The sequence below is a fragment of the Streptomyces caniscabiei genome (assembly GCF_014930365.1).
Taxonomy (GTDB): domain Bacteria; phylum Actinomycetota; class Actinomycetes; order Streptomycetales; family Streptomycetaceae; genus Streptomyces; species Streptomyces caniscabiei.
Map to the genome: position 1 here is coordinate 56,716 of NZ_JABXWI010000014.1, position 22,606 is coordinate 79,321.

The following is a 22,606-nucleotide window of genomic DNA, read 5'->3' on the forward strand; positions in this document are numbered from 1 at the left end:
CCGGAAACGGCCGATGGGATGATTTGGTTACGGTGCGTGTTCCATACGGGGGATTCTCAAGGGAGTTGGGGGCGCACGGGTGCGAATTCGGGTGCGGGGTGCGCCTGTTGGCTCGGGGCGGCCGGTTCGTCGGCGGGTGCGGGTGCGTGAGGGCTGGTCGCGCAGTTCCCCGCGCCCCTAAAAGACCAGGCCCCCCCGCGGCCATGAAGGGCGACCGGCGGCGCCCGTGAAAAGCACGGGGCGCAGCCCCTGCTTTTCAGGGGCGCGGGGAACTGCGCGACAAGCCCCGCCGCACCCGCACCCGCCGACGAACCCGCGGCCCCTACCCATGAGGCGCCCTTGCCGTTACTTCACCGCGCCCGCCATCACCCCCGACACGAACTGCCGTTGGAAGGCGAAGAACACGGCCAGCGGGATCACCATCGAGATGAACGCGCCCGGCGCCAGCACCTCGATGTTGCTGCCGAACTGCCGTACCTGCTGCTGGAGCGCGACCGTCAGCGGCTGGGAGTCGGAGCTGGAGAAGACCAGCGCCACCAGCATGTCGTTCCACACCCACAGGAACTGGAAGATCCCGAGCGAGGCGAGCGCGGGTGCGGCCAGCGGCAGGACGACCGTCGCGAACAGCCGTACCTCACCCGCCCCGTCGAGCCGCGCCGCCTCCAGCAGCTCCCGCGGGATCTCCGCGAAGAAGTTGCGCAACAGGAAGATCGCGAACGGCAGTCCGAAGCCGACATGGAAGAGCACCACACCGATGATGTCGCCGAAGATCCCGAGGTCCCGGAAGAGCCCGGACAACGGGATCAGCGCCACCTGCACCGGCACCACCAACAGCCCCACCACACCCATGAACCACCAGTCGCGGCCCTTGAAGTCCAGCCAGGCGAAGGCATATCCGGCCATCGCGCCGATCAGGACGACCAGCAGCGTCGCCGGCACGGTGATCCAGACCGTGTTGAACAGGGCGTCCGTGACGCCGTCGTTCTCCAGCAGCGACTCGTAGCTCTTGGTGGTGAGTTGGGCCGGGGCCGTGAACGCCTTCCACCACCCGGAGGTGGAGATGTCGGTCGGGTCGCGGAACGACGAGACCAGCAGTCCGAAGGTGGGCACCAGCCAGAACAGCGCCACGAGGAGCAGGAACATCCGCAGTGCGCCCCCGGCCGCGCCGCTCGCGAGCCGGGCGGCGACGGAGCGTTTCCCGACATTTCCCGAGCGTTCCTCGACAGTCGTCACCGCTGGCGCTCCTTCCTGAGGCGCCGGATGTTGACCCACATCACCGGCAGCACGAGCAGCAGCAGGACCACACCGATCGCGCTGCCGAGACCGAAGTCGCCCCCACCGCCGTACGACACCAGATAGAGCTGGAGGGCGAGGACGTTGGCCTCGTCCTGGGTGGGCTGGGGCGCGATGATGTAGACGAGGTCGAACACCTTCATCACATTGATCATCAGCGTGACGAGGACGACGACCAGGACCGGCGCGAGCAGCGGCACGGTGACCTTCCGGAACACCTGCCACTCGTTCGCCCCGTCCACCCGGGCCGCCTCCAGCAGATTCCGGTCGACCCCGGCCAGCCCGGCCGCGATCAGCACCATCGCGAAACCGGCCCACATCCACACGTACGACCCGATGACGGCCGGGGTCACCAGGGTCGGGCCGAGCCAGTCGATGCCGTTGTAAGGCGCCGCGAAGTTCGAACCGGGCAGCCGCAGTCGGGCCCCGTCGGCGGATTCCGGCAGGCTGAAGGTGCCGTCGGCGCCGCTGGTCGCGGTGGCGACGACCTTCCCGTCCTTCACCGCCTCGACCTCGACGCCCTTCAGCGCCTTCTCACCCGGGTCGACGGCCCCCTTCTCGCCGCCGCCCCCGAGCCGGAAGTCCAGCCACACGGTCCCGGTGACGCCCTCGCCTCCCGGGGCGGCCTTCGCGTCCTCCGTGTCCCCGGGCAGGCTGTTGGGGGCGATCCCGACGAGGGGGAGCAGCGCGGGGGTGCCCGCCCGCACGGTCTCCCCGGTGGTGAACGACCCGCCGCCGGACGCCTTCAGATCGCTCACCTGGGCGTTGGGCCGGGCCTTCGGATACACCGACTCGTCCACGAACACGTCGTGCACGGACGTCACGACCGCGTTGGCGACCCCCTGGTCCGGATCCTGCTCGTACACCAGCCGGAAGATGATGCCGGCGGCCAGCATCGAGATCGCCATCGGCATGAAGACGATCAGCTTGAACGCCGTTCCCCAGCGCACCCGTTCGGTCAGCACCGCGAAGATCAGCCCGAGCGCGGTGACGAGCGCCGGCGCGACCGCGACCCAGATCGCGGTGTTGCGCACGGCGAGGAGCGTCGCGTCGTCGGAGAAGATCTCCGCGTAGTTGTCGAGGCCGACGAAGCCCGAGCCGTCCGCGTCGAACAGGCTCCGCCAGACCGAGTACCCGATCGGGTAGACCACGAGCGCGCCGAGCAGCACCAGCGCGGGCAGCAGAAACAGCACCGCCACCCACAGCCGGGTACCCGTCACGCTCTTGCGCGGTGCGGCGGGGGACGCCGGCCGATCGCCGCCGCCCCCCGCCGTCTTCGTCGTTGTCCCGGCGGACGACATCAGGTCGCCGTCAGCCGTTCCCGTAGGCCTTGGCCGCGTCGGTCTCCAACTGCTTCTGCGCACCGGCCACGTCGTCGGGGTTCTTCAGGAAGTCCTGGAGGTCCTTCCACTCGCCGACGCCCTGGGTGCCGCCGAACGCCGCCGGGGCCTGGTCGGACATGTCGAAGCGGAAGTCGTCACCCGCCGCGAGCAGCGCCTTGGCGATCTCCCGGGTCACGTCGTCCTTGTAACTGGCCTGGTCCATCTCCTTGTTGGGGGAGAGGAAGCCGCCCTGAGCCGCCCAGATCTCCGCCGCGTCGGTCGAGGCGAGGAAGGTGAGCAGCGCCTGGGCGCCCTTGCCGTCCTTCAGCGCCACGGCCGCGTCACCGCCGGTGACCACGGGGGAGTCGTCACCGACCGCCGGGAACGGGAACACCTTGGCGTCCGTACCGATCTCGGCGTCCGTGTCGCCGTTGATCGTGACGGCCACGAAGTCGCCCTCGAAGACCATGCCGGCCGGGGCGTCCCCGGTGAAGGTCTGCGTGATCGACTTCGGGTACTCGGTCCGCAGCGCGCCGGACGCCCCGCCCGCGATCAGCTCGTCCTTGCCCCACAGCTCCGCCAGCTTGGTGAGGGCCTCCTTCACCGAGGGGTCGGTCCACTTGATCTCGTGCTTGGCCAGCTGGTCGTACTTCTCCGGGCCCGCCTGCGACAGATAGACGTTCTCGAACCAGTCGGTGAGCGTCCAGCCGTCGGCGCCGCCGATGGACACGGCGGGCGAGCCGGCGTCGGAGAGCGTCTGCGCGGTCTGCAGGAACTCGTCCCAGGTCCCCGGTTCCTCGGTGATCCCGGCCGCCTCGAACGCGGCGGTGTTGTACCAGACGAGGGACTTGTTGGCGGCCTTCGCGTAGACGCCGTACTGCTTGCCCTCGTACGCGCCGAGGTCCTTCCAGCCGTCGGAGAAGTTCTTGTCCAGCTGGGCCTGGGCCTCGCTGCCGAGCGGTTTCACCCAGCCCTTCTCGGCGAACTGGTGCAATACGCCGACCTGCGGCAGGAACGCCACGTCCGGCGGCTTGCCGCCCTCGATCTTCGTCCCGAGGAACGTGGACGTGTTGTTGCCGGTCGGCACGAACGTCACCGAGGCACCGGTGCGTTTCTCGAACTCGTCCAGCACCTTCTGGAAGTTGTCCAGCTCCGGGCCGGTGAAGACCGCCGCGACCTCCAGCTTCTGGCCGTCGAGCTTGGGGAGTTGCACGGTGGCCTCGTTGCCGCCGTCGTTGCCGTTGTCGGCGTCGTCGCCCTTGTCGTCGTCACCGCCGCACGCGGTGAGCGAGAGGGCGAGGACGCCCACGGCGAGGACCGTGAGGGTTCTGGACGTGGGGGGATGGGTGGACTTGCCACGCCGGTTGGGCTTGCCTGTGCGAACCACGCGACCCATGCGATGGATGTTGCGCATCTCTTACCCCGTTCTCCGTGCGTCGTCGAACGTAGAGCGCTGTCCCGTGCGCTCTGGTCTACGCCGGGTGCCCGAGGGCGGCAAGAGCGCCTGCCGCGTCAACGTCTTGATCGTGATGGCGTCGTGACCATGGCTCCGCGGGTGCGCGCTCTGCGCGGGCGGGCGCGCCTGTGCGCCGTGGGGCGTCCCGGCGATGGCGGGTGACCGGTCCGTAGTGGTTGCCCGCGGTGGTTCCCCGCGCCCCTGACGGGACCTGCCCCCCGTTCTCGTCTTTCAGAGCAGGGACGGTACGGCCGGTGCCGAGACCTCTCGGGCCGCGCGGTCCAACGCGCTGGCCAGCAGGGCCAGATCCGTGGGGCCGTTGCCCAACTCCCGTACGGGGCGGCGGGCCGGCGGGTCGCCCATCCGTGTCCAGTCGAGCGGGACGACCGTCGGCCGGAGGGTGGCCGTGCGCGGGATGCGCCCCGTCACCCGGCCCGCCTGGAACGCGGTCGTACGACCCCCCTCGCCTCGCAACTCACCACGCCCCGGCGCCGGTTCGTCGGGCCCCGGCACCGGCGCGCTCAGCACGACCCGCCCGCCGGCCGCCCGCCCCAGCTCGCTCTCGCCCTTCGGCCCGCCCCCACCGGTCGTCGCCACGAGATGCACCCCGAGCCGCTCACCCTCCCGGGCCACCGCCTCCAGGGCCCGGACGACCGACCCCGCCGCAGGCCGCCCCGTGGAACCCAACGGGGGCGACAGCAGCGCGTCCAGGTCGTCGACGATCACGACGAGCCGGGGAAGCTCCGTGGCGAAGCTCTTCCCGGACCCGCCCCGGCCGTCCTCCGTGGCCCTCCGGCCCGGCCGCAGCCGCAGCGTGGAGCTGGAGGACGAGTCGAGGTCGGCGGCCCCGGCCGAAGCCGCCTGCGCGGACCCCGGCCCCGACCCGCCCGCCCCGGAGGAACCCGCCCCCGGCGCCGCGGACTTCGCCGAGCGCTGCGGGACGATACGGCCCGACACCTCACGCCGTGTGTGCCACTCCACGAACCCGAGCCCGCCCAGCAGTTCGTACCGGCGCTTCAGCTCGGCGATCAGGGACTGGGCGAACTCCCGCATGCGGACAGGGTCGTTGGCCGTGAGATGGGTCCCCACATGGGGCAGATCCGTACAGACCCCGAGCCCCTCGCCGGTACGGCCCCCACCGGCCCCGCCGTCCCGCCCGTCGACGAGGACCATGCCCAGCCGGTCGGGCCGCTCGGCGGCGGCGAGCGACGCGGCGACGGCCCGCAACAGCTCGGTGCGGCCGCTGCCGGCCGGCCCCTCGATCAGCAGATGGGGGCCCTCGGCGACGAGGTCCACGGAGACGGGTCCGCGCGGCCCGGCGCCGAGCACGGCCCAGGCGCGCCCCCCGAGCGCCGTCGTGTCGTCGCCCGCGCCCGCCCAGCGCGCCATCAACGACGCCGGTGTGGCCCGCGCGAGCCCCAGCTCGTCCAGCAGCCGCGCCGACTGCGGCAACGGCGCCGACACCCGCGCCTGCCGGTCGCCGGCCGCCCCGTCCGTCCGCAACGGCGCGAGCGCCCGCGCGAACCGCTCCGCCCACGCCGCCGACACCGCGTCCAGCGTGGCCACCGTGCCGTGGTTCAGCAGGCCGGGCGCCTCCCGCGCGTCGAGCGAGAGGATGTCCCGGGTGCCGGGATGCGTCCGCTCGTCGGCACCGGAGCGCGCGCCGCCCGAGAGGTCGAGAGCGGTGTGCGTACGGCTCACCACGGCGGGGTCCACCTGAGCGGAACCACGGGCCAGGTCGGGCCGTCCCGGACGTTCCGTGTGGTCGGGGCGGGGACGACCCGGCGAGGCGTCGGACGCCGTACCGCGCGCGTGGTCCACGGGCTCCTGCGACGGGCGACCGGCGCCCCCGCCCTGCCCGGCCGCACCGCCGTGCGCCGCGCCCGGGCGTCCACCGACTCCGCCGACCGCCGGCCCCGTCGCCCCGGCGCCACTCACCGCGCCATGCCCGGCGGAGGTGACGCGCAGGAGCCGCAGCGCCGTGGCGACGTCACCGCTGAGGAGGGCGACGGCCCCGCACGCGCGGAACGCGGGGGAGACCTCGCAGGCCGCCGTGTACGTCTCCGTCACCGGTGAGGCCGGCGACGCGGACTCCGTCTCGGCGAGGCACACGACATGGATCCCGGCGACGGGCCCCTCCTGCGCCAGCCGCACCACGGCCTCGCGCACATCGGCGCCCCCGGGGTCACCGTCCACGATCACCACCGTGTACGGCCCCGCGAAACCGGCGCCCGCCGGTCCGTCTTCCCGGGCCCACGACGGCCGCCGCGCGCTCCGCCGGCCAGTGCCGCCTTCAGCCGCCCCGGTCCCGCGATCGGCCGGGCCCGTCGCCCCGGGGGGCGTAATTCCGCCGGTCGTACGACCGGCGCCCGCGCCCGGTGTGCTCCCGGGAGCGTGGCCCGCCGCGTCCGCCGCGTGGTCCTCGACGCGGCGCAGCAACTCGTCCAGCCGGGCCGTGGTCTGCTCGCGGTCGTAGGCGAGGAGGAGGCGGCAGTCCTGGCCGTGGGCGGGGCGGAGATGGGGGAGCCAGCCGAGCCAGGACCAGTCACCGGCGCGCTCCTCGGTGGAACGGGCGCGGTCCGCGCTGATCAGGACCAGTTCCAGGGTGTCGGGGGAGTGCAGCGCGGCGAGCTGGGCCACGACCGCGCGGGTCAGGCCCATGAGCCGGGGGCGCGGCCCGGCCAGCCCCAGCGCGCCGACCTCCCGCAGCCCGGTGGTCACCGGTACCGCCGGCAACAGTCCTGATCCGTCCGGCGCCGCCCGGTCCGCCGTGCCCAGCCGCACCGTCAGCGCTTCCGGGTGCCCCGGCCCGCGCTCCCACAGCCGGGCGCCGGGTCCGAGCGCGGTGAGCAGCAGCGCGGCCGGGTCCGGCCAGGTCTCGGGCAGCCGCTCCCCGGCCGCCGGGAACACCGAGGCCGGCGCCCCGCGCTCGTCCTCGTCGTCCTCCGTGTCGTACTCGTACGGGTCGTACTCGGCGCCCGACTGTGTGCGCCCGCCGGTCAGCCGCCGTGCCCAGGCCCCGAACCCGCTCCGTTTGCGCAGGCCACGCGGCACGTCCGTGCCCCGGAGAGGCGTGCCCTTGCGCGTACCGGACTCGGGGGGCTCACCACCGCTCCCGAAGCCGTCGTCACCGGACATGCCGTCGTCACCGAACCCGCCGACCTCACCGGCACGCGCGTCACCCGCGCCGCGCGCGTCACCCGCACCCCGCAAGTCACCCGCGCCGCGCGCGTCGCCCGCGAAGGGTTCGTGGCCGTCGCGCGGACGGCCATGAGCCTCCGCCTCGAACGCGCCCCCGCCGCCCTCGCCGGCACCCGCCCGCACGGCCCCTCGGCCGGCACCGGGCGCGTCCCCCCGCCCCGCCCCTCCGGCCTCCCCGGACCCCGCACTCCCCGTGGACCGCTCGACGCCCGTGGTCCGCTCGATCCCCGGCACCCCGCCCTGCCCCGGCACCGTCCGCCGCTCGGTACGCCCGTGCCCGGCGGCCTCGGCCTCCGGCGCCCCCGCACCCGTACGGGACCCGCCGCCCGAACCGGTACCCGGGCCGGCGCCGGAGCCGCTGTCGTCCGCCGCCGCCGCGCCCCCCGCCGCGACCCGGACATGCCCCTCCCCGTCAGGTGTCGTACCGACCCCCCGCGCCCCCGACGACGAGGCCAGCCGGAGCGCGGACTCGCCGATGCGCAGGAGCGCGCCCGGGGCCAGGCGGACCGGGCGGTCGCCGACACGGGTGCCGTCGAGCGTGGTGCCGTTGGTGGAGCCGAGGTCGACCACGGAGACCCGGCCGTCGGCGGAGAGGGTGACCGCGCAGTGGAGACGGGAGACGTCCGGGTCGTCGAGCGGGACGTCGGCGTCGGCGGAGCGGCCGATGTGGATCTTGCCGCCGTGCAGCAGATGGACGCCGCCCGCGTCGGGGCCGGCCACGACGTGCAGCTGCGCGGCGGCCTCGTCGACCTCGGGGCCCGGCTCGGAGGGGGCGCCCAGGGAGAGCACCGCGCCGTCGATCAGGGGCGGCTCGCCCAGGGTGCAGCGCTGGGCGTCGAGGCGCTCCGCACCGGCGTACAGCACGACCTGTCCGCCGCCGACCTCCCGGCTGCGCTCCAGGCGCTCCGCGCCACCCTCCCCGACGGCGGAGGCGAGGCCCGAGGCCACGGCGGCGAGGGCCGTCCCGGCGGGCGCCGTGACCAGCACGTCGCAGGCCGTGGCACGTCCTCGCGGCTCGGAGGGTGGTCCCAGCGGGTCTACGACGGTCAGCCGGATCTGCATCGCCGTCAGCGGTCCCTTCCGCGCGGGCACCCGCGACGACGAGGACGAGACTGCGCGGTCCCCACCGCAGACTTCCCCCACCGCTTCACGGGCACGTCGGCCAGTACTGGAGGCATCCTCGCACCTGCCACTGACAACTCGCCCGCCGCCCGGCGTCAAGTGATCTTGATTGGTCGGCTCTGCCCCCAAAAATGCCTGACCAGTGCCCACCAGATGATCACTTGAGATCGGTCACGTCCGTATCGCGGCCGCATTCGGGATCGGTCCCGTCCGCATCCGGAACCCGACCGACCCCCGCACGGCAACCAAGCGCCCACGAGGGAGCGTCTTTCCATCGAACGCACACGGGTACCCGTACGTACTCGAACCACAGCAAGCGGACAGAGTGGGCAGGAAGAGTCGGGAAGTGAACAGCCCGGTCCCGTGGACGGCCGCACTACAGTGGTCGGAACGTCCGCGGGAACTCAGGGCGTGACCAGGCAAGCAAGCAACAGGGAGCGCATGACGTGCGGCCGGTAGGCAGTAAGTACCTCCTTGAGGAGCCGATTGGACGCGGCGCCACAGGCACGGTCTGGCGCGCCCGCCAGCGGGAGACCGCCGGGGCCGAGGCGGCCGTGCCCGGCCACCCCGGCGAGACCGTCGCGATCAAGGTCCTCAAGGAGGAGCTCGCGAGCGACGCGGACATCGTGATGCGGTTCCTGCGGGAGCGCTCCGTCCTGCTCCGGCTCACCCACCCGAACATCGTGCGCGTCCGCGACCTCGTCGTCGAGGGCGATCTGCTGGCCCTGGTCATGGACCTGGTCCAGGGCCCCGACCTGCACCGCTACCTCCGCGAGAACGGCCCGTTCTCGCCCGTCGGCGCGGCCCTGCTCACCGCCCAGATCGCCGACGCGCTCGCCGCCAGCCACGCCGACGGCGTCGTCCACCGCGACCTGAAGCCCGCGAACGTCCTGCTCAAGCAGGGCGGCGGCGAGATGCACCCGATGCTGACGGACTTCGGCATCGCCCGGCTCGCCGACTCCCCGGGCCTGACCCGCACCAGCGAGTTCGTCGGCACGCCCGCGTACGTCGCCCCCGAGTCCGCGGAGGGCCACCCGCAGACCTCCGCCGTCGACATCTACGGCGCCGGCATCCTGATGTACGAACTGGTCACCGGACGCCCGCCGTTCAACGGCCAGTCCGCGCTCGAAGTGCTGCACCAGCACCTCAGCGCCGAACCGCGCCGCCCCTCCACCGTCCCCGACCCGCTGTGGACGGTCATCGAGCGCTGCCTGCGCAAGAACCCGCGCGAACGGCCCAGCGCCGTCAACCTCGCCCGCGCGCTCCGCATCGTCGCCGAGGGCGTCGGCGTGCACGCGAACTCCATGCAGATCGCCGCCGCCGAGGGCGTGGGCCACATCCTCGCCCCCGACCCGGCCCCGGCACAGGTGCCGGGCGCCGCCCCGGACCCCTTCGGCTCGGCCGACGCGACGCAGGTGCTGCCGCACGGCGCCGGCGCGTACGACCCGAACGCCGCGACCAGCGTCCTCCCGCACACCTCGGGACCGGCGGGCTCGGGCGACCCCACCACCGTGCTCCCGCACACCGGCGGCGCCGACCCGACGTCCGTCATGCCGCCGGTGCCGTCGCACGACCCCGGCGGGCAGCCGCCGGAGCAGCCGCACCCCTGGCAGAACCAGCTCCGCGCGGCCCGCGACCGCAACGAGCAGACACAGGTCCAGTACCTCGACCCCAGCGAGGACCCGCTGCGCCGCCGGCCCCAGCGGCAGGCGGGCCGTCCGCAGCAGGCGCCGCAGCAGCCCCAGCAGCAGCCGCGTCGGCAGCAGCGTCCGCCGCAGGGCGGGCCCGGCCCCGGGTACGGCCATCCGCAGCAGCAACAGCAGCCGTACGCCCCAGCGCCCGCGCGGCAGCCACAGCGCCGGCAGCCGGAGCGGTACGCGCCCGCGCCGCAGCCGCAGCAGCCGGCGCCCCGGCCCCAGCGGGAGCCCCGGCCGCCGCGTGAGCCGCGTCAGCGCAGCGCCAACCCGATGCGGATCCCGGGGCTCGGGTGCCTCAAGGGATGCCTGTTCATGATCGTGCTGCTCTTCGTCGGCGGCTGGCTGATCTGGGAGTTCACGCCGCTGCAGGAGTGGGTGGGCACCGGCCAGAGCTGGTGGGGCCAGCTCTCGGACTGGGGCGGCGAAGTGGGCAAGTGGGTGCGGGACTTGGACAACGGCTCCGGTTCGTAGGGCGCCTCATGGCTCGGGGGTGCGGGTTTCGTCGGCGGGTGCGGCTCCGGCGGGGCTGATCGCGCAGTTCCCCGCGCCCCTTGGCAACCCGGGCGCACCCCATGCTTTTAAGGGGGGCGGGGAACTGCGCGATCAGCCCCCACTCACCCGCACCCGCCAACGAACCCAAGCCCCCCACCCCCATCCGCGCACCCCGCCCGCCCCAACGGCGCACACCATGGGGACTTGTCGACATCCGAGGGGTGATTTCCGCCGCGGCGGTGAACCTGGGGTCCCCGGGCGCGTAGCTTTGTCGCCAACACGCGGCCTGTAGGAGCAGTCTTGGGACGGAAGATCGGAAGCCGGTACACCGCGAACCAGATTCTGGGGCGGGGCAGCGCCGGCACGGTGTGGCTGGGTGAGGGCCCGGAGGGCCCCGTCGCCATCAAGCTGCTGCGCGAGGACCTCTCCTCCGACCAGGAACTCGTCAGCCGCTTCGTCCAGGAGCGCACCGCGCTGCTGGGCCTCGACCACCCGAACGTGGTCTCCGTACGCGACCTCGTCGTCGACGGCAACGACCTCGCCCTCGTCATGGACCTCGTCCGGGGCACGGACCTGCGCACCCGCCTCGACCGGGAGCGGCGCATGGCCCCCGAGGCGGCGGTCGCCATAGTGGCCGACATCGCCGACGGCCTGGCGGCGGCGCACGCGGCCGGCGTCGTCCACCGGGACGTCAAGCCGGAGAACGTACTGCTGGACATGCAGGGCCCCCTCGGCCCCGGCGGCGCGCACCCGGCCCTCCTCACCGACTTCGGCGTCGCCAAGCTGATCGACTCTCCCCGCCGCACCCGCGCCACAAAGATCATCGGAACACCGGACTATCTCGCCCCCGAGATCGTCGAGGGCCTGCCGCCCCGCGCGGCCGTGGACATCTACGCCCTCGCGACCGTGCTCTACGAGCTGCTGGCCGGGTTCACCCCGTTCGGCGGCGGCCACCCCGGCGCCGTGCTGCGCCGCCATGTCACCGAGACGGTCGTCCCGCTGCCCGGTATCCCCGAGGAGCTGTGGCAGCTGCTGGTGCAGTGCCTCGCCAAGGCGCCGGCCTCGCGGCTGCGGGCCTCGGAGCTGGCCGCGCGGCTGCGGGAGCAGCTGCCGCTGCTGGCGGGGATGCCGCCGCTCGACGTCGACGAGCCGGGGACGGAGTCCGGCGACGGGTACGAGGAGGCGCCCGCCGAGGCGGAGGCGCCGCGGGAGCGGGTGCGGCGCGGGGCGGTGCCGCTGGTGCCGGGGGCCAAGCCGGACTCCAACCGGGACACCCATACGTCGATGCGGGTGCCGGGCCCGGACGAGCTGGCGGGGGGTGCGCGGGGAACGGCGCGGGTGCCCCGGCCGACGGGGGCGCCCCGGCCGGGTTCGGCGCGGAACCGGGGGAGTGCGGTGCGGCGGCGCCGGATCACCCTGGGGGCGGCGGCGGTGGCGTTGATCGCGGCGGTGGGGGTGGGGACGTGGGCGGCGACGTCGGGGGACGACGACGGGGGAGCGCCGACGGACACGAAGAATTCGGCGCCGGGGAATCCTTGACCGGGGCGCCTCAGAGCTCGGGGGTTCGGGTGCGTCGGCGGGTGCGGCTCCGGTGCGGCTTCTCGCGCAGTTCCCCGCGCCCCTGAAAGATCAGGCCCCTGCGGGCCTGAAAGATCACGGCCCTGCGGGCCTGAAAAGCATGGGGCGCAGCCCCTGCTTTTCAGGGGCGTGGGGAACTGCGTGAGAAGCCCCATCCACCCGCGGCCGAAGTACATGCCCCAGCCACCCCGCATGGCTTGCCCGGCGGAGCCGTTACGCTGGGGGGCGTGGCAGTCGTCGATGTATCCGAAGAGCTGAAGTCCCTCTCCTCGACCATGGAGTCGATCGAGGCCGTTTTGGACCTCGACAAGCTGAGGGCAGACATCGCCGTGCTCGAGGAGCAGGCGGCCGCGCCGTCCCTGTGGGACAACCCGGACGAGGCGCAGAAGATCACCAGCAAGCTCTCCCACCTCCAGGCCGAGGTCAGGAAGGCGGAGGCGCTGCGCGGTCGCATCGACGACCTCAGCGTCCTCTTCGAGATGGCCGAGGAGGAGGACGACCCGGACACCCGCGCCGAGGCCGAGGCGGAGCTGACCTCCGTCAAGAAGGCGCTGGACGAGATGGAGGTCCGTACCCTCCTGTCCGGCGAGTACGACGCCCGTGAGGCCCTCGTCAACATCCGCGCCGAGGCCGGTGGCGTCGACGCCGCCGACTTCGCCGAGAAGCTGCAGCGGATGTACCTGCGCTGGGCGGAGCAGAAGGGCTACAAGACCGAGATCTACGAGACCTCGTACGCGGAGGAGGCGGGCATCAAGTCCACCACCTTCGCCGTGCAGGTCCCCTACGCCTACGGCACGCTCTCCGTGGAGCAGGGCACCCACAGGCTCGTCCGTATCTCCCCCTTCGACAACCAGGGCCGGCGCCAGACGTCCTTCGCCGGTGTCGAGGTCCTGCCCGTGGTCGAGCAGACCGACCACATCGAGATCGACGAGTCCGAGCTGCGCGTGGACGTCTACCGGTCCTCCGGTCCCGGCGGCCAGGGCGTCAACACCACCGACTCCGCCGTGCGGTTGACCCACCTCCCGACCGGCATCGTCGTCTCCTGCCAGAACGAGCGGTCGCAGATCCAGAACAAGGCCACCGCGATGAACGTCCTCCAGGCGAAGCTGCTGGAGCGGCAGCGCCAGGAGGAGCGGGCCAGGATGGACGCCCTCAAGGACGGCGGCAGTTCCTGGGGCAACCAGATGCGTTCGTACGTCCTGCACCCGTACCAGATGGTCAAGGACCTCCGCACCGAGTACGAAGTCGGCAACCCCGAGGCCGTGTTCAATGGCGAGATCGAGGGGTTCCTGGAGGCCGGAATTCGCTGGCGCAAGCAGCAGGAGAAGTAGGCCTCCAGAATTCAGCGCTTTGTCGACAAGGCAACTGCCTCCCCCTGGGAGGCAGTTGCCTTGTCTGTGTGGGGATGTCTGGGTCTTACGTCACACTCACATGTTATTGACGAGGTCAAATGCGGTGAACGGGACATCGCGTACGCAACGACCTTGACGTTGCTGGAAAAACTGGGAAGGCTGACGTATGGCATGCGCATTACTGGGGCGCATGTGAACCGGGTGACTTCGAACCAACCGACTGCTCCCGTTGATCGCGGCCCCGGGCGCTGCTCCATTTACTGATAGCTACTGGGGGTAGCAGCCATATGACGAAGAAGACGCGGATCCGCGTGGCGCGAATAGCCGCGGGTGCCGTGATCGCCGCCGGCGCGTCGCTGACCGCCGCGGGCGCCGCTTCCGCGCTGGACCTCGGAGTCGGCGTCGGTGTCAGCACCGACGACGGCGGTTCGGTCAAGGCCGGCGTCTCGGTCCAGACGGGCAACGACACCGGCAACACCAGCATCGGTGCCTCCGACGGTGGCGCGACCACCGACGGCGGGACCACGACCGGTGAGGCCAACAGCACCGGCACGACCGGTGCCGTCAGCACGACCGGCACCATCGGCACGACGGGTACCACGGGCACGACCGGTACCACCGGTACCACGGGTACGACGGGTACGACGGGTACGACGGGTACGACGGGTACCACGGGCACGACCGGCACGACCGGCACGACCGGCACGACCGGCACGACCGGCACGACCGGTACCACCGGCACGACCGGTACCACCGGCACGACGGGCACGACCGGTACCACGGGTACGACCGGTACCACGGGCACGACGGGCACCACCGGCACGACCGGTACCACGGGCACGACCGGTACCACCGGCGGCGATGAGGACTCCTCCGGCGGTTCCTCCTCCGGCGGTTCCTCCTCCGGCGGTTCCACCGACGGCGGCTCCACCTCCGGTGGCACCGACACCGACGGCGGCAACGACGAGGTCGTGCAGCAGGAGGGCTCCTCGGCCCTCACCGACACCGGCACGGAGACCGAGGCTCAGGGCGCCGGCACCGGCGAGCTGGCCGAGACGGGTGCCGCCGAGACCACGTTCCTGCTGGTGGGCGCCGCCACGATGATCGCCGGCGGTATCGGCTTCCGTCTGCTGCCGCGCCTCATGGCCGGCCGCGGCGCAGCCGCCTGATCGCAGACGGTCGCGCACAGCACCGCACACGTACGTGAGGCCCGGGGCAGCCAGCCCCGGGCCTTCGTCGTACGTACTGCCCCGCGCACGCCCTGTGACGTCGGGCGTCCGGTACCGCTATGCCGTCTGGTGCGCCAGCAGCGCCACTGCCGCTATCAGGATCGCCAGCAGGGCGATCAGGGTCATGGGGCTCAGGCCCGCGAAGGGGTTCTCCTGCTGGAGCCGCTCGCGGCTGGCCCGGCACACATGGCAGCGGCCCTCGGCGACGGGGGACGCGCAGTTCGCGCACACCAACCGGTCGTACGTCATGCGCCTCGCCCTCCTTGCAATGGCCTCACACATACCTCAACGCTTCGTGGAACCGGACCGTTCCTCCCCACCACTGTGCCAGGTTCCTCCGGAGGTTGCGCGGGGGCCTCGGAAAGGGGTGGGCGCGGTTGCGGGAGGGCCGCGGGTCGGTGGGGGCTTGTCGCGCAGTTCCCCGCGCCCCTTACGGGGCCGGGGACGGTACAGTCTCGTCCATCCATCCCCGACGGCTTGTGGTGCATCCGTGATCCGATTCGACAACGTGTCCAAGGTCTACCCCAAGCAGACCCGCCCCGCACTCAGGGATGTCTCCCTGGAGGTGGAGAAGGGCGAGTTCGTGTTCCTCGTGGGGTCCTCCGGCTCCGGAAAGTCCACGTTCCTGCGGCTGATCCTCCGGGAGGAGCGGTGCAGCCAGGGACAGGTGCACGTCCTGGGCAAGGACCTCGCGCGCCTGTCCAACTGGAAGGTGCCGCAGATGCGCCGCCAGCTCGGCACGGTCTTCCAGGACTTCCGGCTGCTGCCCAACAAGACGGTCGGCGAGAACGTCGCCTTCGCGCAGGAGGTCATCGGCAAGTCGCGCGGCGAGATCCGCAAGTCCGTGCCGCAGGTGCTCGAACTGGTCGGCCTCGGCGGCAAGGAGGAGCGGATGCCGGGCGAGCTGTCGGGTGGTGAGCAGCAGCGTGTGGCCATCGCACGCGCCTTCGTGAACCGGCCCAAGCTCCTCATCGCGGACGAGCCCACCGGCAACCTCGACCCGCAGACCTCCGTCGGCATCATGAAGCTGCTCGACCGCATCAACCGGACCGGCACCACGGTGGTGATGGCGACCCACGACCAGAACATCGTGGACCAGATGCGCAAGCGCGTCATCGAGCTGGAGAAGGGCCGCCTCGTCCGCGACCAGGCGCGCGGCGTCTACGGCTACCAGCACTGACCGCCCCGTCCACGGAAAGGCCCATCGAGTCGCCATGCGCGCCCAGTTCGTTCTGTCGGAGATCGGCGTCGGTCTCCGCCGCAATCTCACGATGACCTTCGCGGTCATCGTCTCCGTCGCCCTCTCCCTCGCCCTCTTCGGCGGTTCGCTGCTGATGAGCGACCAGGTCAGCCAGATGAAGGGCTACTGGTACGACAAGGTCAACGTGTCGATCTTCCTCTGCAACAAGAGCGACGCGGAGTCCGACCCCAACTGCGCCAAGGGCGCCGTCACGACCGAGCAGAAGAAGCAGATCAAGTCCGACCTGGACAAGATGGCGGTCGTCGACAACGTCGCCCACGAGTCGCAGGACGAGGCGTACAAGCACTACAAGGAGCAGTTCGGCGACTCCCCGCTGGCCAGCAGCCTCACCCCGGACCAGATGCAGGAGTCGTACCGCATCAAGCTGAAGGACCCGGAGAAGTACCAGGTCATCGCGAGTGCCTTCAACGGCCGTGACGGTGTGCAGTCGGTGCAGGACCAGAAGGGCATCCTGGACAACCTCTTCCGGCTGCTCGGCTATCTGAATTGGGCGGCGCGCGGTGTGATGGCGGTCATGCTGATCGTGGCGCTGCTGCTGATCGTCAACACGGTGCGCGTCTCGGCGTTCAGCCGCCGGCGTGAGACGGGGATCATGCGCCTGGTCGGCGCCTCCGGTTTCTACATCCAGGCGCCGTTCATCATGGAGGCCGCGGTCGCCGGGATCATCGGCGGCACGATCGCCTGTGCCTTCCTGCTCCTGGGGCAGTACTTCGTGATCGACAACGGGGTCTCGCTGTCCCAGAACCTGCCGTTGATCAATTTCGTGGGCTGGGACGCGGTCCTGACGAAGCTGCCGCTCATCCTCGCGGCGAGCTTCCTGATGCCCGCGCTGGCCGCCTTCTTCGCGCTGCGCAAGTACCTCAAGGTGTGACGCACGCCCCTGGGGCCGTACCGGCAAGGGCCGGTACGGCCCTTCGCGTTGTCCTAGACTCGCGGTCATGTCAGGCCGCGACCTGTTCTCACAGCCCCGCCGCGTCGGCCGCGGGGCCGCCCTGACATTGGTCTTCGCGAGTGTGCTCGCCACGGGCGCCGCGACCGGCTCCTTCGACGACCCGCGCGGGCAGAGCGCGGCCGTCGCGAAACCCTCCCGCTCCACCCCGGCCGACAAGGCGCAGGACGTCGCCGACGCCGCCGCCGAGGCCATGGCCGAGGGCAAGTCCCCCGTGGAGGCCGCCGAGCGGGCCGTCAGCCGCAGCGGCGACCGGTGGGGCGCGGTCTACTCCGAGGGCGAGTACGAGCAGTTCGAGGAGGCCCTCGACGGCGAGTACACCGGCGTCGGCCTCTGGACCCGGCTGGAGCGCGACGGCCGGATCGAGGTGACCCGGGTGCAGGACGGCTCGCCCGCCGCCCGCGCCGGGATCCGCGCGGGCGACCGCCTCGTCCGCGTGGACGGCCGGAAGGTCGACGGCCGCCCGGTCACCGAGGTCGTCTCCTTACTCCGCGGCGACGCGATCGACGAGGGCTCCGGCGGCACCCGGGTCCCCGAGAGCGCGGCCGCCGGTACGAAGGTGGAGCTGGAGCTGGAGCGCGCCGACCGGACCTGGTCCGCGACCCTGCGCCGGGCCCGCCTGTCCACCGAGGACGTGACGGTGAGCCGCACCGCCGACGGGGTCAGCGTCATCACCGTCGACGCGTTCACCAAGGGCTCCGGCGATCTCGTACGAGCCGCCGTCGAGCAGTCCGCCGGCGCCGCCGGTTTCGTCCTCGACCTCCGTGGCAACTCCGGCGGTCTGGTCTCCGAGGCCGTCACCGCCGCCTCCGCCTTCCTCGACGGGGGCCTCGTCGCCACGTACGACGTCAAGGGCCGGCAGCGGGCGCTGCACGCCGAACCCGGCGGCGCCACCACCAGACCCCTGGTCGCGCTCGTCGACGGCGGCACGATGAGCGCGGCCGAGCTGCTCACCGGGGCCCTCCAGGACCGGGGACGCGCGGTGGTCGTGGGCTCCCGCACCTTCGGCAAGGGCTCGGTGCAGATGCCGAGCCGCCTCCCCGACGGCTCCGTCGCCGAACTGACCGTCGGCCACTACCGCACCCCCTCCGGCCGCGGCGTCGACGGCCGGGGCATCACCCCCGACCTCGAGGCGGACGAGGACGCCCTGCGGCGGGCCGAGACGGTGCTCAGCGGACTCGGGCAGTGAGCCTCTCCCGTTAATCGGCTTCCCTCACACCCCCCGCGTGGTGCCAAAATGGACGGCACTATGAGCAAGGGAATGTACGTACCGAAGGAATCCCAGCCCAAGCAGGGCGGGGCGGCCGTCAAGGGCCGGGACGGCGAGAAGGGCGGCAAGAAGAAGATCGTCGCCCAGAACAAGAAGGCCCGGCACGACTACGCGATCATCGACACCTACGAGGCCGGTCTGGTGCTCATGGGTACCGAGGTCAAGTCGCTGCGCGAGGGACGGACGTCGCTGACCGACGGCTTCGTCCAGATCGACCGGGGCGAGGCGTGGCTGCACAACGCCCACATCCCCGAGTACCACCAGGGCAGCTGGACCAACCACTCCGCGCGCCGCAAGCGGAAGCTGCTGCTGCACCGCGAGGAGATCGACAAGCTGGAGGCCAAGGCGCAGGAGACGGGTCACACCATCGTGCCCCTCGCCCTGTACTTCAAGGACGGCCGGGCCAAGGCCGAGATCGCGCTCGCGCGAGGCAAGAAGGAGTACGACAAGCGGCAGACGCTGCGGGAGAAGCAGGACCGGCGGGAGTCGGACCGGGCGATCGCGGCGGCGAAGCGGAAGCAGCGGGGCCAGTAGGGCGAGGCCGCCGGGAATACGGTGGCACGCGCTCCCGTTGGTCACGTACGATGGCTCTGCACCTCACAGCGGGTGCGCCGGCCCCCTCGGGGGCATTGAAAAAACAACATGGGGATGATCGGTTTCGACAGCGGCTGTTGAGGCAGGGGAAGCGTGTCGAGGAAGCGGCAATGATCTCGTTAACCATATGTCGCAACCAATAATCGCCAACACCAAGCGCGATTCCCAGACCTTCGCTCTCGCTGCCTGATAAGCAGTGATCGAAGGCCCTAATGGGTGTCAGCCCGGGAGTGTTCCCGGCCCGGATCCTGGCATAATCTAGGGAACTAAACCATTGAGCCCGGTCACGGGGTTCGATGGGAAATCAAACAGTGACTGGGCCCGTCGGCGACTTGTTCGCGTGATCGCCGGGGCCGAGAAAATCACAGCGAACTGCACACGGAGAAGCCCTGATTTAGCACCGTTGGACGCGGGTTCGATTCCCGCCATCTCCACAATTCCCATGTGGGCGAAAGCCCCGCTGCGCCACAGCAGCGGGGCTTTCGTCATGTCTCAGGCAGTCACCCGGCGCGCCGTGCTCGCCCGTACCGTCAGGCGGGGCGGGAGCAGGGTGGCCTCGGGGACGGGGGTGCCGGAGAGCTTCTTCATCAGCAGGGCCACCGCCTGTTCGCCCACCTCGGCCGCCGGGATGGCGATCGAGGTGACGGGCACCGGCAGGGCCGCGGCGACGTCGTCCGGGCACAGGGCCGTGATCGAAAGGTCGGCGGGGACGCGCAGACCCAGCTGCTCGAACGCGTCGACGAGGGGTTCCAGGACCGCCTCGTTGTGGATCACCACACCCGTGAGGGCCGGCTGCTCGCGCAGGAGGCGTTCCGCGACCGCGCGGGCCGCCGCCGGGGTGGCCTCGCAGGGGTGGACCGTGGAGGACATGCCGTTGCGGGTGGCGGCGGAGGTGAAGCCCTGGACGACCCGCTGCGCGAAGGACGTCTGGCGGACGTAGACCTCGGGCGGGGAGCCGATCAGGCCGACCACGCGGTGGCCCAGACCGGCCAGATGCTCCACGCACAGCTCGCCCGCCGTCCGGAAGTCCAGGTCGATGCAGGTCAGGCCGGAGGGGTCGGCGGGAAAGCCGACCAGGACCGAGGGACGGTCCAGGGTGCGCAGCAACGGCAGCCTCGGGTCGTGGAGTTGCACGTCCATCACGATCAGCGCGTCCACCAGGGCCGAGTCCGCCACCCGCCGCAGGCCCTCGTCGCCCTCCTCCTGGGTCAGCAGCAGGACGTCGTGGTCGTGGGCGCGGGCCGTCGTGACCGCCGAGACCGCGAACCGCATGACCACCGGCACATGGATCCCGGCCCGTAAGGGCACCACCATCGCGAGCACGTTCGACTTGCTGCTGGCCAGGGCGCGGGCACCCGCGTGCGGGCGGTACCCCAGCTCGCGGATGGACGCCTCGACCCGCGCCCGGGTCTCCGCCGAGATCGGGCGCTTGCCGCTCAGCGCGTACGAGACGGTGCTCGGGGAGACACCCGCGTGCCGGGCCACGTCCGTGATCTTCACCGTCACAGCGCCCTCGTTCCCGGGGGAGCGGACTCCCCGTCCAGGTCCATCGTCAGGAACCCCGTGCCCGCCTCGGCCCGGACCTCGCGCCCGTGCGCCGCCAGCCCCCAGGGCGCCCTCGGGTCGGCGCAGGACGCCCGCAGCACGTCGCCCTCCCGGACGACGGTGAACGTCACCCCGCCCACCGGGACCGTCACCTGGGCGCCGTGCGCGAGGCCGTACGCGTGCAGGGTCACCCCGTCGGCGTGGTCGTAGTCCGGGCGGTCCGCCGTCGCGCAGACCGGGACGACCGCGCCCGGCCGGACCAGGAGGGGAACGCTTCTGAAGTCGTGCCGTTCGCGGACCCAGCGGGGGCCGGTGACCGTGCCGCCCTCCGGGAAACGGGTCCAGGTGCCCTCGGGGACGTAGTACGTGACATCGCCCTCGTCACTGAAGACGGGCGCCACGAGGAGATCGGGGCCGAGCATGTACTGGCGTTCCAGATGCGCGCAGCCCGGGTCGTCCGGGAACTCCAGCACCATCGCCCGCATCAGCGGCACCCCCTCGGTGTGGGCGGTGCGCGCGGCCTCGTAGAGGTAGGGCATGAGGCTGAGCTTGAGGTGGGTGAACCGCCGGAGCACGTCGACCGATTCGTCGTCGAAGAGCCAGGGGACCCGGTACGACGACGAGCCGTGCAGCCGGCTGTGGGAGGAGAGCAGGCCGAAGGCGATCCAGCGTTTGAACAGGGCGGGGGAGGGGGTGCCCTCGAAGCCGCCGATGTCGTGGCTCCAGTAGCCGAAGCCCGACAGGCCGAGCGACAGGCCGCCGCGCAGGGACTCGGCCATCGACTCGTAGGTGGACTCGCAGTCGCCGCCCCAGTGGACGGGGAAGCGCTGGCCGCCGACCGTCGCCGAGCGGGCGAAGAGGACCGCCTCGCCCTCGCCCCGGTGTTTGCGCAGGACGTCGAAGACGGTGCGGTTGTAGAGGTAGGTGTAGTAGTTGTGCATCCGCTCCGGGTCCGTGCCGTCGGACCAGGTCACGTCCAGGGGCACCCGCTCGCCGAAGTCGGTCTTGAAGCAGTCGACGCCCTGGGCGAGCAGCGCCTCCAGCTTCGAGGCGTACCACTCGCGGGCCGCCGGGCTGGTGAAGTCCACCAGCGCCATGCCGGGTTGCCACAGGTCCCACTGCCAGACGCTGCCGTCCGGGCGGCGCAGAAGATGGCCGAGGGCCTTGCCCTCCGCGAAGAGCGGGGAGCGCTGGGCGATGTACGGGTTGATCCAGACGCTGATCCTGAGGCCCCGGCGTTTCAGACGGGCCAGCATGCCCTCCGGGTCGGGGAAGACCCGGGGGTCCCACTCGAAGTCGCACCACTGGAACTCGCGCATCCAGAAGCAGTCGAAGTGGAAGACGGACAGCGGCAGCCGGCGCTCCCGCATCCCCTCGATGAAGGAGGTCACCGTCTCCTCGTCGTAGGAGGTGGTGAAGGACGTCGACAGCCACAGGCCGAACGACCAGGCGGGCGGGAGGGCCGGGCGGCCGGTGAGGGCCGTGTACTTGCGGAGGATGTCCTTCGGGGTGGGGCCGTAGATGACGTAGTACGTGAGCTGCTGGGTCTCCGCGCTGAACTGGACCCGCGACACCACCTCTGAGGCGACCTCGAAGGAAACCTTGCCGGGATGGTCGACGAAGACGCCGTAGCCCGCGTCGGTGAGATAGAACGGCACGTTCTTGTACGCCTGTTCGGTGGCCGTGCCGCCGTCGGCGTTCCAGATGTCCACGACCTGGCCGTTCTTCACCAGCGGGCCGAAGCGTTCACCGAGGCCGTACACCGAGGTGCCGACGCCCAGGTTGAGTTGTTCGCGCAGGTAGTGGGCGCCGGACGCCTCGCGCATGATGCCCATCGACTTGGGGCCGCTGGAGGTGAGCGTGCGGCCGTGGGCGAGGAAGTCGACCTGCCAGGGGCCGCCGCGCGAGATCCGGACCGACAGCTCTCCGGCGGTGAGGGTGGCGTGCTCGTCGTCGTAGGAGGTGTGCGGGGTGAACTCCTCGGTGGTCAGCTCGAATCGGGGGCCGCGTGGCTGTTCGCCCTCGAAGTGGGTGAACGTGACACCGATGACGTCGGGCATCGGGGCGTGGGCGCTGATCGTCACGACCGGTCCCTTCAGCAGGTCGCCGCGGTGGCGGACGGGCTGGGTCGGGGCGTGCACCTCCAGGGCGCCGCCGTCCGTGGCCGTGACGTCGAGGACCTCGGCCGGGTACGCGGCGGTGACGCCCTCGCGGAGCAGCCAGTAGCCGTCGGTGAACTTCATGT

The 22,606-nt window shown here is 71.8% G+C and carries 15 protein-coding genes and 1 other RNA gene; 9 read left to right on the forward strand and 7 right to left on the reverse strand.

The genetic code is table 11. The features are described from left to right. Positions 1–345: 345 nt before the first annotated feature. The 4 genes from HW837_RS33850 to HW837_RS33865 form a co-directional block, all read right to left on the reverse strand. A complete protein-coding gene (locus tag HW837_RS33850; protein ID WP_045560717.1) occupies positions 346–1,233 on the reverse strand; it encodes a carbohydrate ABC transporter permease in 888 nt (295 codons plus the stop codon). After that, positions 1,230–2,594 (reverse strand): carbohydrate ABC transporter permease, encoded by a 1,365-nt coding sequence (locus HW837_RS33855; protein WP_045560716.1) that lies wholly within the window; start codon positions 2,592–2,594, stop codon positions 1,230–1,232. The genes HW837_RS33850 and HW837_RS33855 overlap by 4 nt, the downstream gene beginning before the upstream one ends. A gap of 10 nt (positions 2,595–2,604) precedes the next feature. After that, positions 2,605–4,011 carry an ABC transporter substrate-binding protein gene (locus tag HW837_RS33860; RefSeq protein ID WP_234442696.1) on the reverse strand — a complete coding sequence of 469 codons (1,407 nt, stop codon included), beginning with the start codon at positions 4,009–4,011 and terminating at the stop codon, positions 2,605–2,607. Between the two features lie 291 nt (positions 4,012–4,302). After that, positions 4,303–8,334: an FHA domain-containing protein gene (locus HW837_RS33865; protein ID WP_193382539.1), complete on the reverse strand. Its 4,032-nt coding sequence runs from the start codon at positions 8,332–8,334 to the stop codon at positions 4,303–4,305. A gap of 506 nt (positions 8,335–8,840) precedes the next feature. Here HW837_RS33865 and HW837_RS33870 point away from each other — a divergent pair. From HW837_RS33870 to HW837_RS33885, 4 genes are all read left to right on the forward strand, one after another. Beyond that, complete coding sequence (locus HW837_RS33870; protein ID WP_193381155.1) at positions 8,841–10,562, forward strand: serine/threonine-protein kinase; 1,722 nt, start codon at positions 8,841–8,843, stop codon at positions 10,560–10,562. 321 nt (positions 10,563–10,883) lie between these two features. After that, on the forward strand, positions 10,884–12,122 hold the full coding sequence (locus HW837_RS33875) for a serine/threonine-protein kinase (RefSeq protein ID WP_045560712.1): 1,239 nt from the start codon (positions 10,884–10,886) through the stop codon (positions 12,120–12,122). Positions 12,123–12,388: 266 nt separating this feature from the next. Next, entirely contained in the window at positions 12,389–13,492 is a 1,104-nt protein-coding gene (gene prfB, locus HW837_RS33880; RefSeq protein ID WP_045560711.1) for a peptide chain release factor 2, read from the forward strand. Positions 13,493–13,800: 308 nt separating this feature from the next. Next, on the forward strand, positions 13,801–14,682 hold the full coding sequence (locus HW837_RS33885; RefSeq protein WP_193382537.1) for a hypothetical protein: 882 nt from the start codon (positions 13,801–13,803) through the stop codon (positions 14,680–14,682). Positions 14,683–14,799: 117 nt separating this feature from the next. Here the strand turns inward: HW837_RS33885 and HW837_RS33890 are convergent, their stop codons facing one another. Next, on the reverse strand, positions 14,800–14,991 hold the full coding sequence (locus HW837_RS33890) for a hypothetical protein (RefSeq protein WP_033524968.1): 192 nt from the start codon (positions 14,989–14,991) through the stop codon (positions 14,800–14,802). Positions 14,992–15,232: 241 nt separating this feature from the next. Between HW837_RS33890 and ftsE the strand changes: the two genes are divergently transcribed. The 5 genes from ftsE to ssrA all read left to right on the forward strand — a co-directional run bounded on the left by ftsE (position 15,233) and on the right by ssrA (position 19,253). Next, a complete protein-coding gene (gene ftsE / locus HW837_RS33895; RefSeq protein WP_009320785.1) occupies positions 15,233–15,922 on the forward strand; it encodes a cell division ATP-binding protein FtsE in 690 nt (229 codons plus the stop codon). A gap of 34 nt (positions 15,923–15,956) precedes the next feature. Beyond that, positions 15,957–16,874 (forward strand): permease-like cell division protein FtsX, encoded by a 918-nt coding sequence (gene ftsX, locus HW837_RS33900; protein WP_045560709.1) that lies wholly within the window; start codon positions 15,957–15,959, stop codon positions 16,872–16,874. A 67-nt stretch (positions 16,875–16,941) separates the two neighbouring features. Further along, positions 16,942–18,141 carry a S41 family peptidase gene (locus tag HW837_RS33905; protein WP_093791730.1) on the forward strand — a complete coding sequence of 400 codons (1,200 nt, stop codon included), beginning with the start codon at positions 16,942–16,944 and terminating at the stop codon, positions 18,139–18,141. A gap of 72 nt (positions 18,142–18,213) precedes the next feature. After that, positions 18,214–18,756, forward strand: coding sequence for an SsrA-binding protein SmpB (gene smpB / locus HW837_RS33910; RefSeq protein WP_045560707.1), 543 nt, complete (start codon positions 18,214–18,216; stop codon positions 18,754–18,756). A gap of 110 nt (positions 18,757–18,866) precedes the next feature. Next, positions 18,867–19,253, forward strand: a transfer-messenger RNA (tmRNA) gene (gene ssrA / locus HW837_RS33915). 55 nt (positions 19,254–19,308) lie between these two features. On the opposite strand, the gene HW837_RS33920 is transcribed toward ssrA, so the two are convergent. Further along, positions 19,309–20,322: a LacI family DNA-binding transcriptional regulator gene (locus HW837_RS33920; protein ID WP_045560706.1), complete on the reverse strand. Its 1,014-nt coding sequence runs from the start codon at positions 20,320–20,322 to the stop codon at positions 19,309–19,311. Continuing rightward, the gene (yicI, locus tag HW837_RS33925; RefSeq protein ID WP_193381153.1) at positions 20,319–22,604 is read right to left on the reverse strand and encodes an alpha-xylosidase; all 2,286 of its coding nucleotides are present in this window, start codon (positions 22,602–22,604) and stop codon (positions 20,319–20,321) included. Before yicI ends, HW837_RS33920 begins: the two co-directional genes overlap by 4 nt. Between the last annotated feature and the right edge of the window lie 2 nt (positions 22,605–22,606).

Excerpts from the sequence above, each read along its gene's own strand:
- HW837_RS33865 (WP_193382539.1), bottom strand. The coding sequence starts at position 8,334 with ATGCAGATCCGGCTGACCGTCGTAGACCCGCTGGGACCACCCTCCGAG.
- HW837_RS33860 (WP_234442696.1), bottom strand. The coding sequence starts at position 4,011 with ATGGGTCGCGTGGTTCGCACAGGCAAGCCCAACCGGCGTGGCAAGTCC.
- ftsX (WP_045560709.1), top strand. The coding sequence starts at position 15,957 with ATGCGCGCCCAGTTCGTTCTGTCGGAGATCGGCGTCGGTCTCCGCCGC.
- yicI (WP_193381153.1), bottom strand. The coding sequence starts at position 22,604 with ATGAAGTTCACCGACGGCTACTGGCTGCTCCGCGAGGGCGTCACCGCC.
- HW837_RS33905 (WP_093791730.1), top strand. The coding sequence starts at position 16,942 with ATGTCAGGCCGCGACCTGTTCTCACAGCCCCGCCGCGTCGGCCGCGGG.
- smpB (WP_045560707.1), top strand. The coding sequence starts at position 18,214 with ATGTACGTACCGAAGGAATCCCAGCCCAAGCAGGGCGGGGCGGCCGTC.
- HW837_RS33890 (WP_033524968.1), bottom strand. The coding sequence starts at position 14,991 with ATGACGTACGACCGGTTGGTGTGCGCGAACTGCGCGTCCCCCGTCGCC.
- HW837_RS33885 (WP_193382537.1), top strand. The coding sequence starts at position 13,801 with ATGACGAAGAAGACGCGGATCCGCGTGGCGCGAATAGCCGCGGGTGCC.
- HW837_RS33855 (WP_045560716.1), bottom strand. The coding sequence starts at position 2,594 with ATGTCGTCCGCCGGGACAACGACGAAGACGGCGGGGGGCGGCGGCGAT.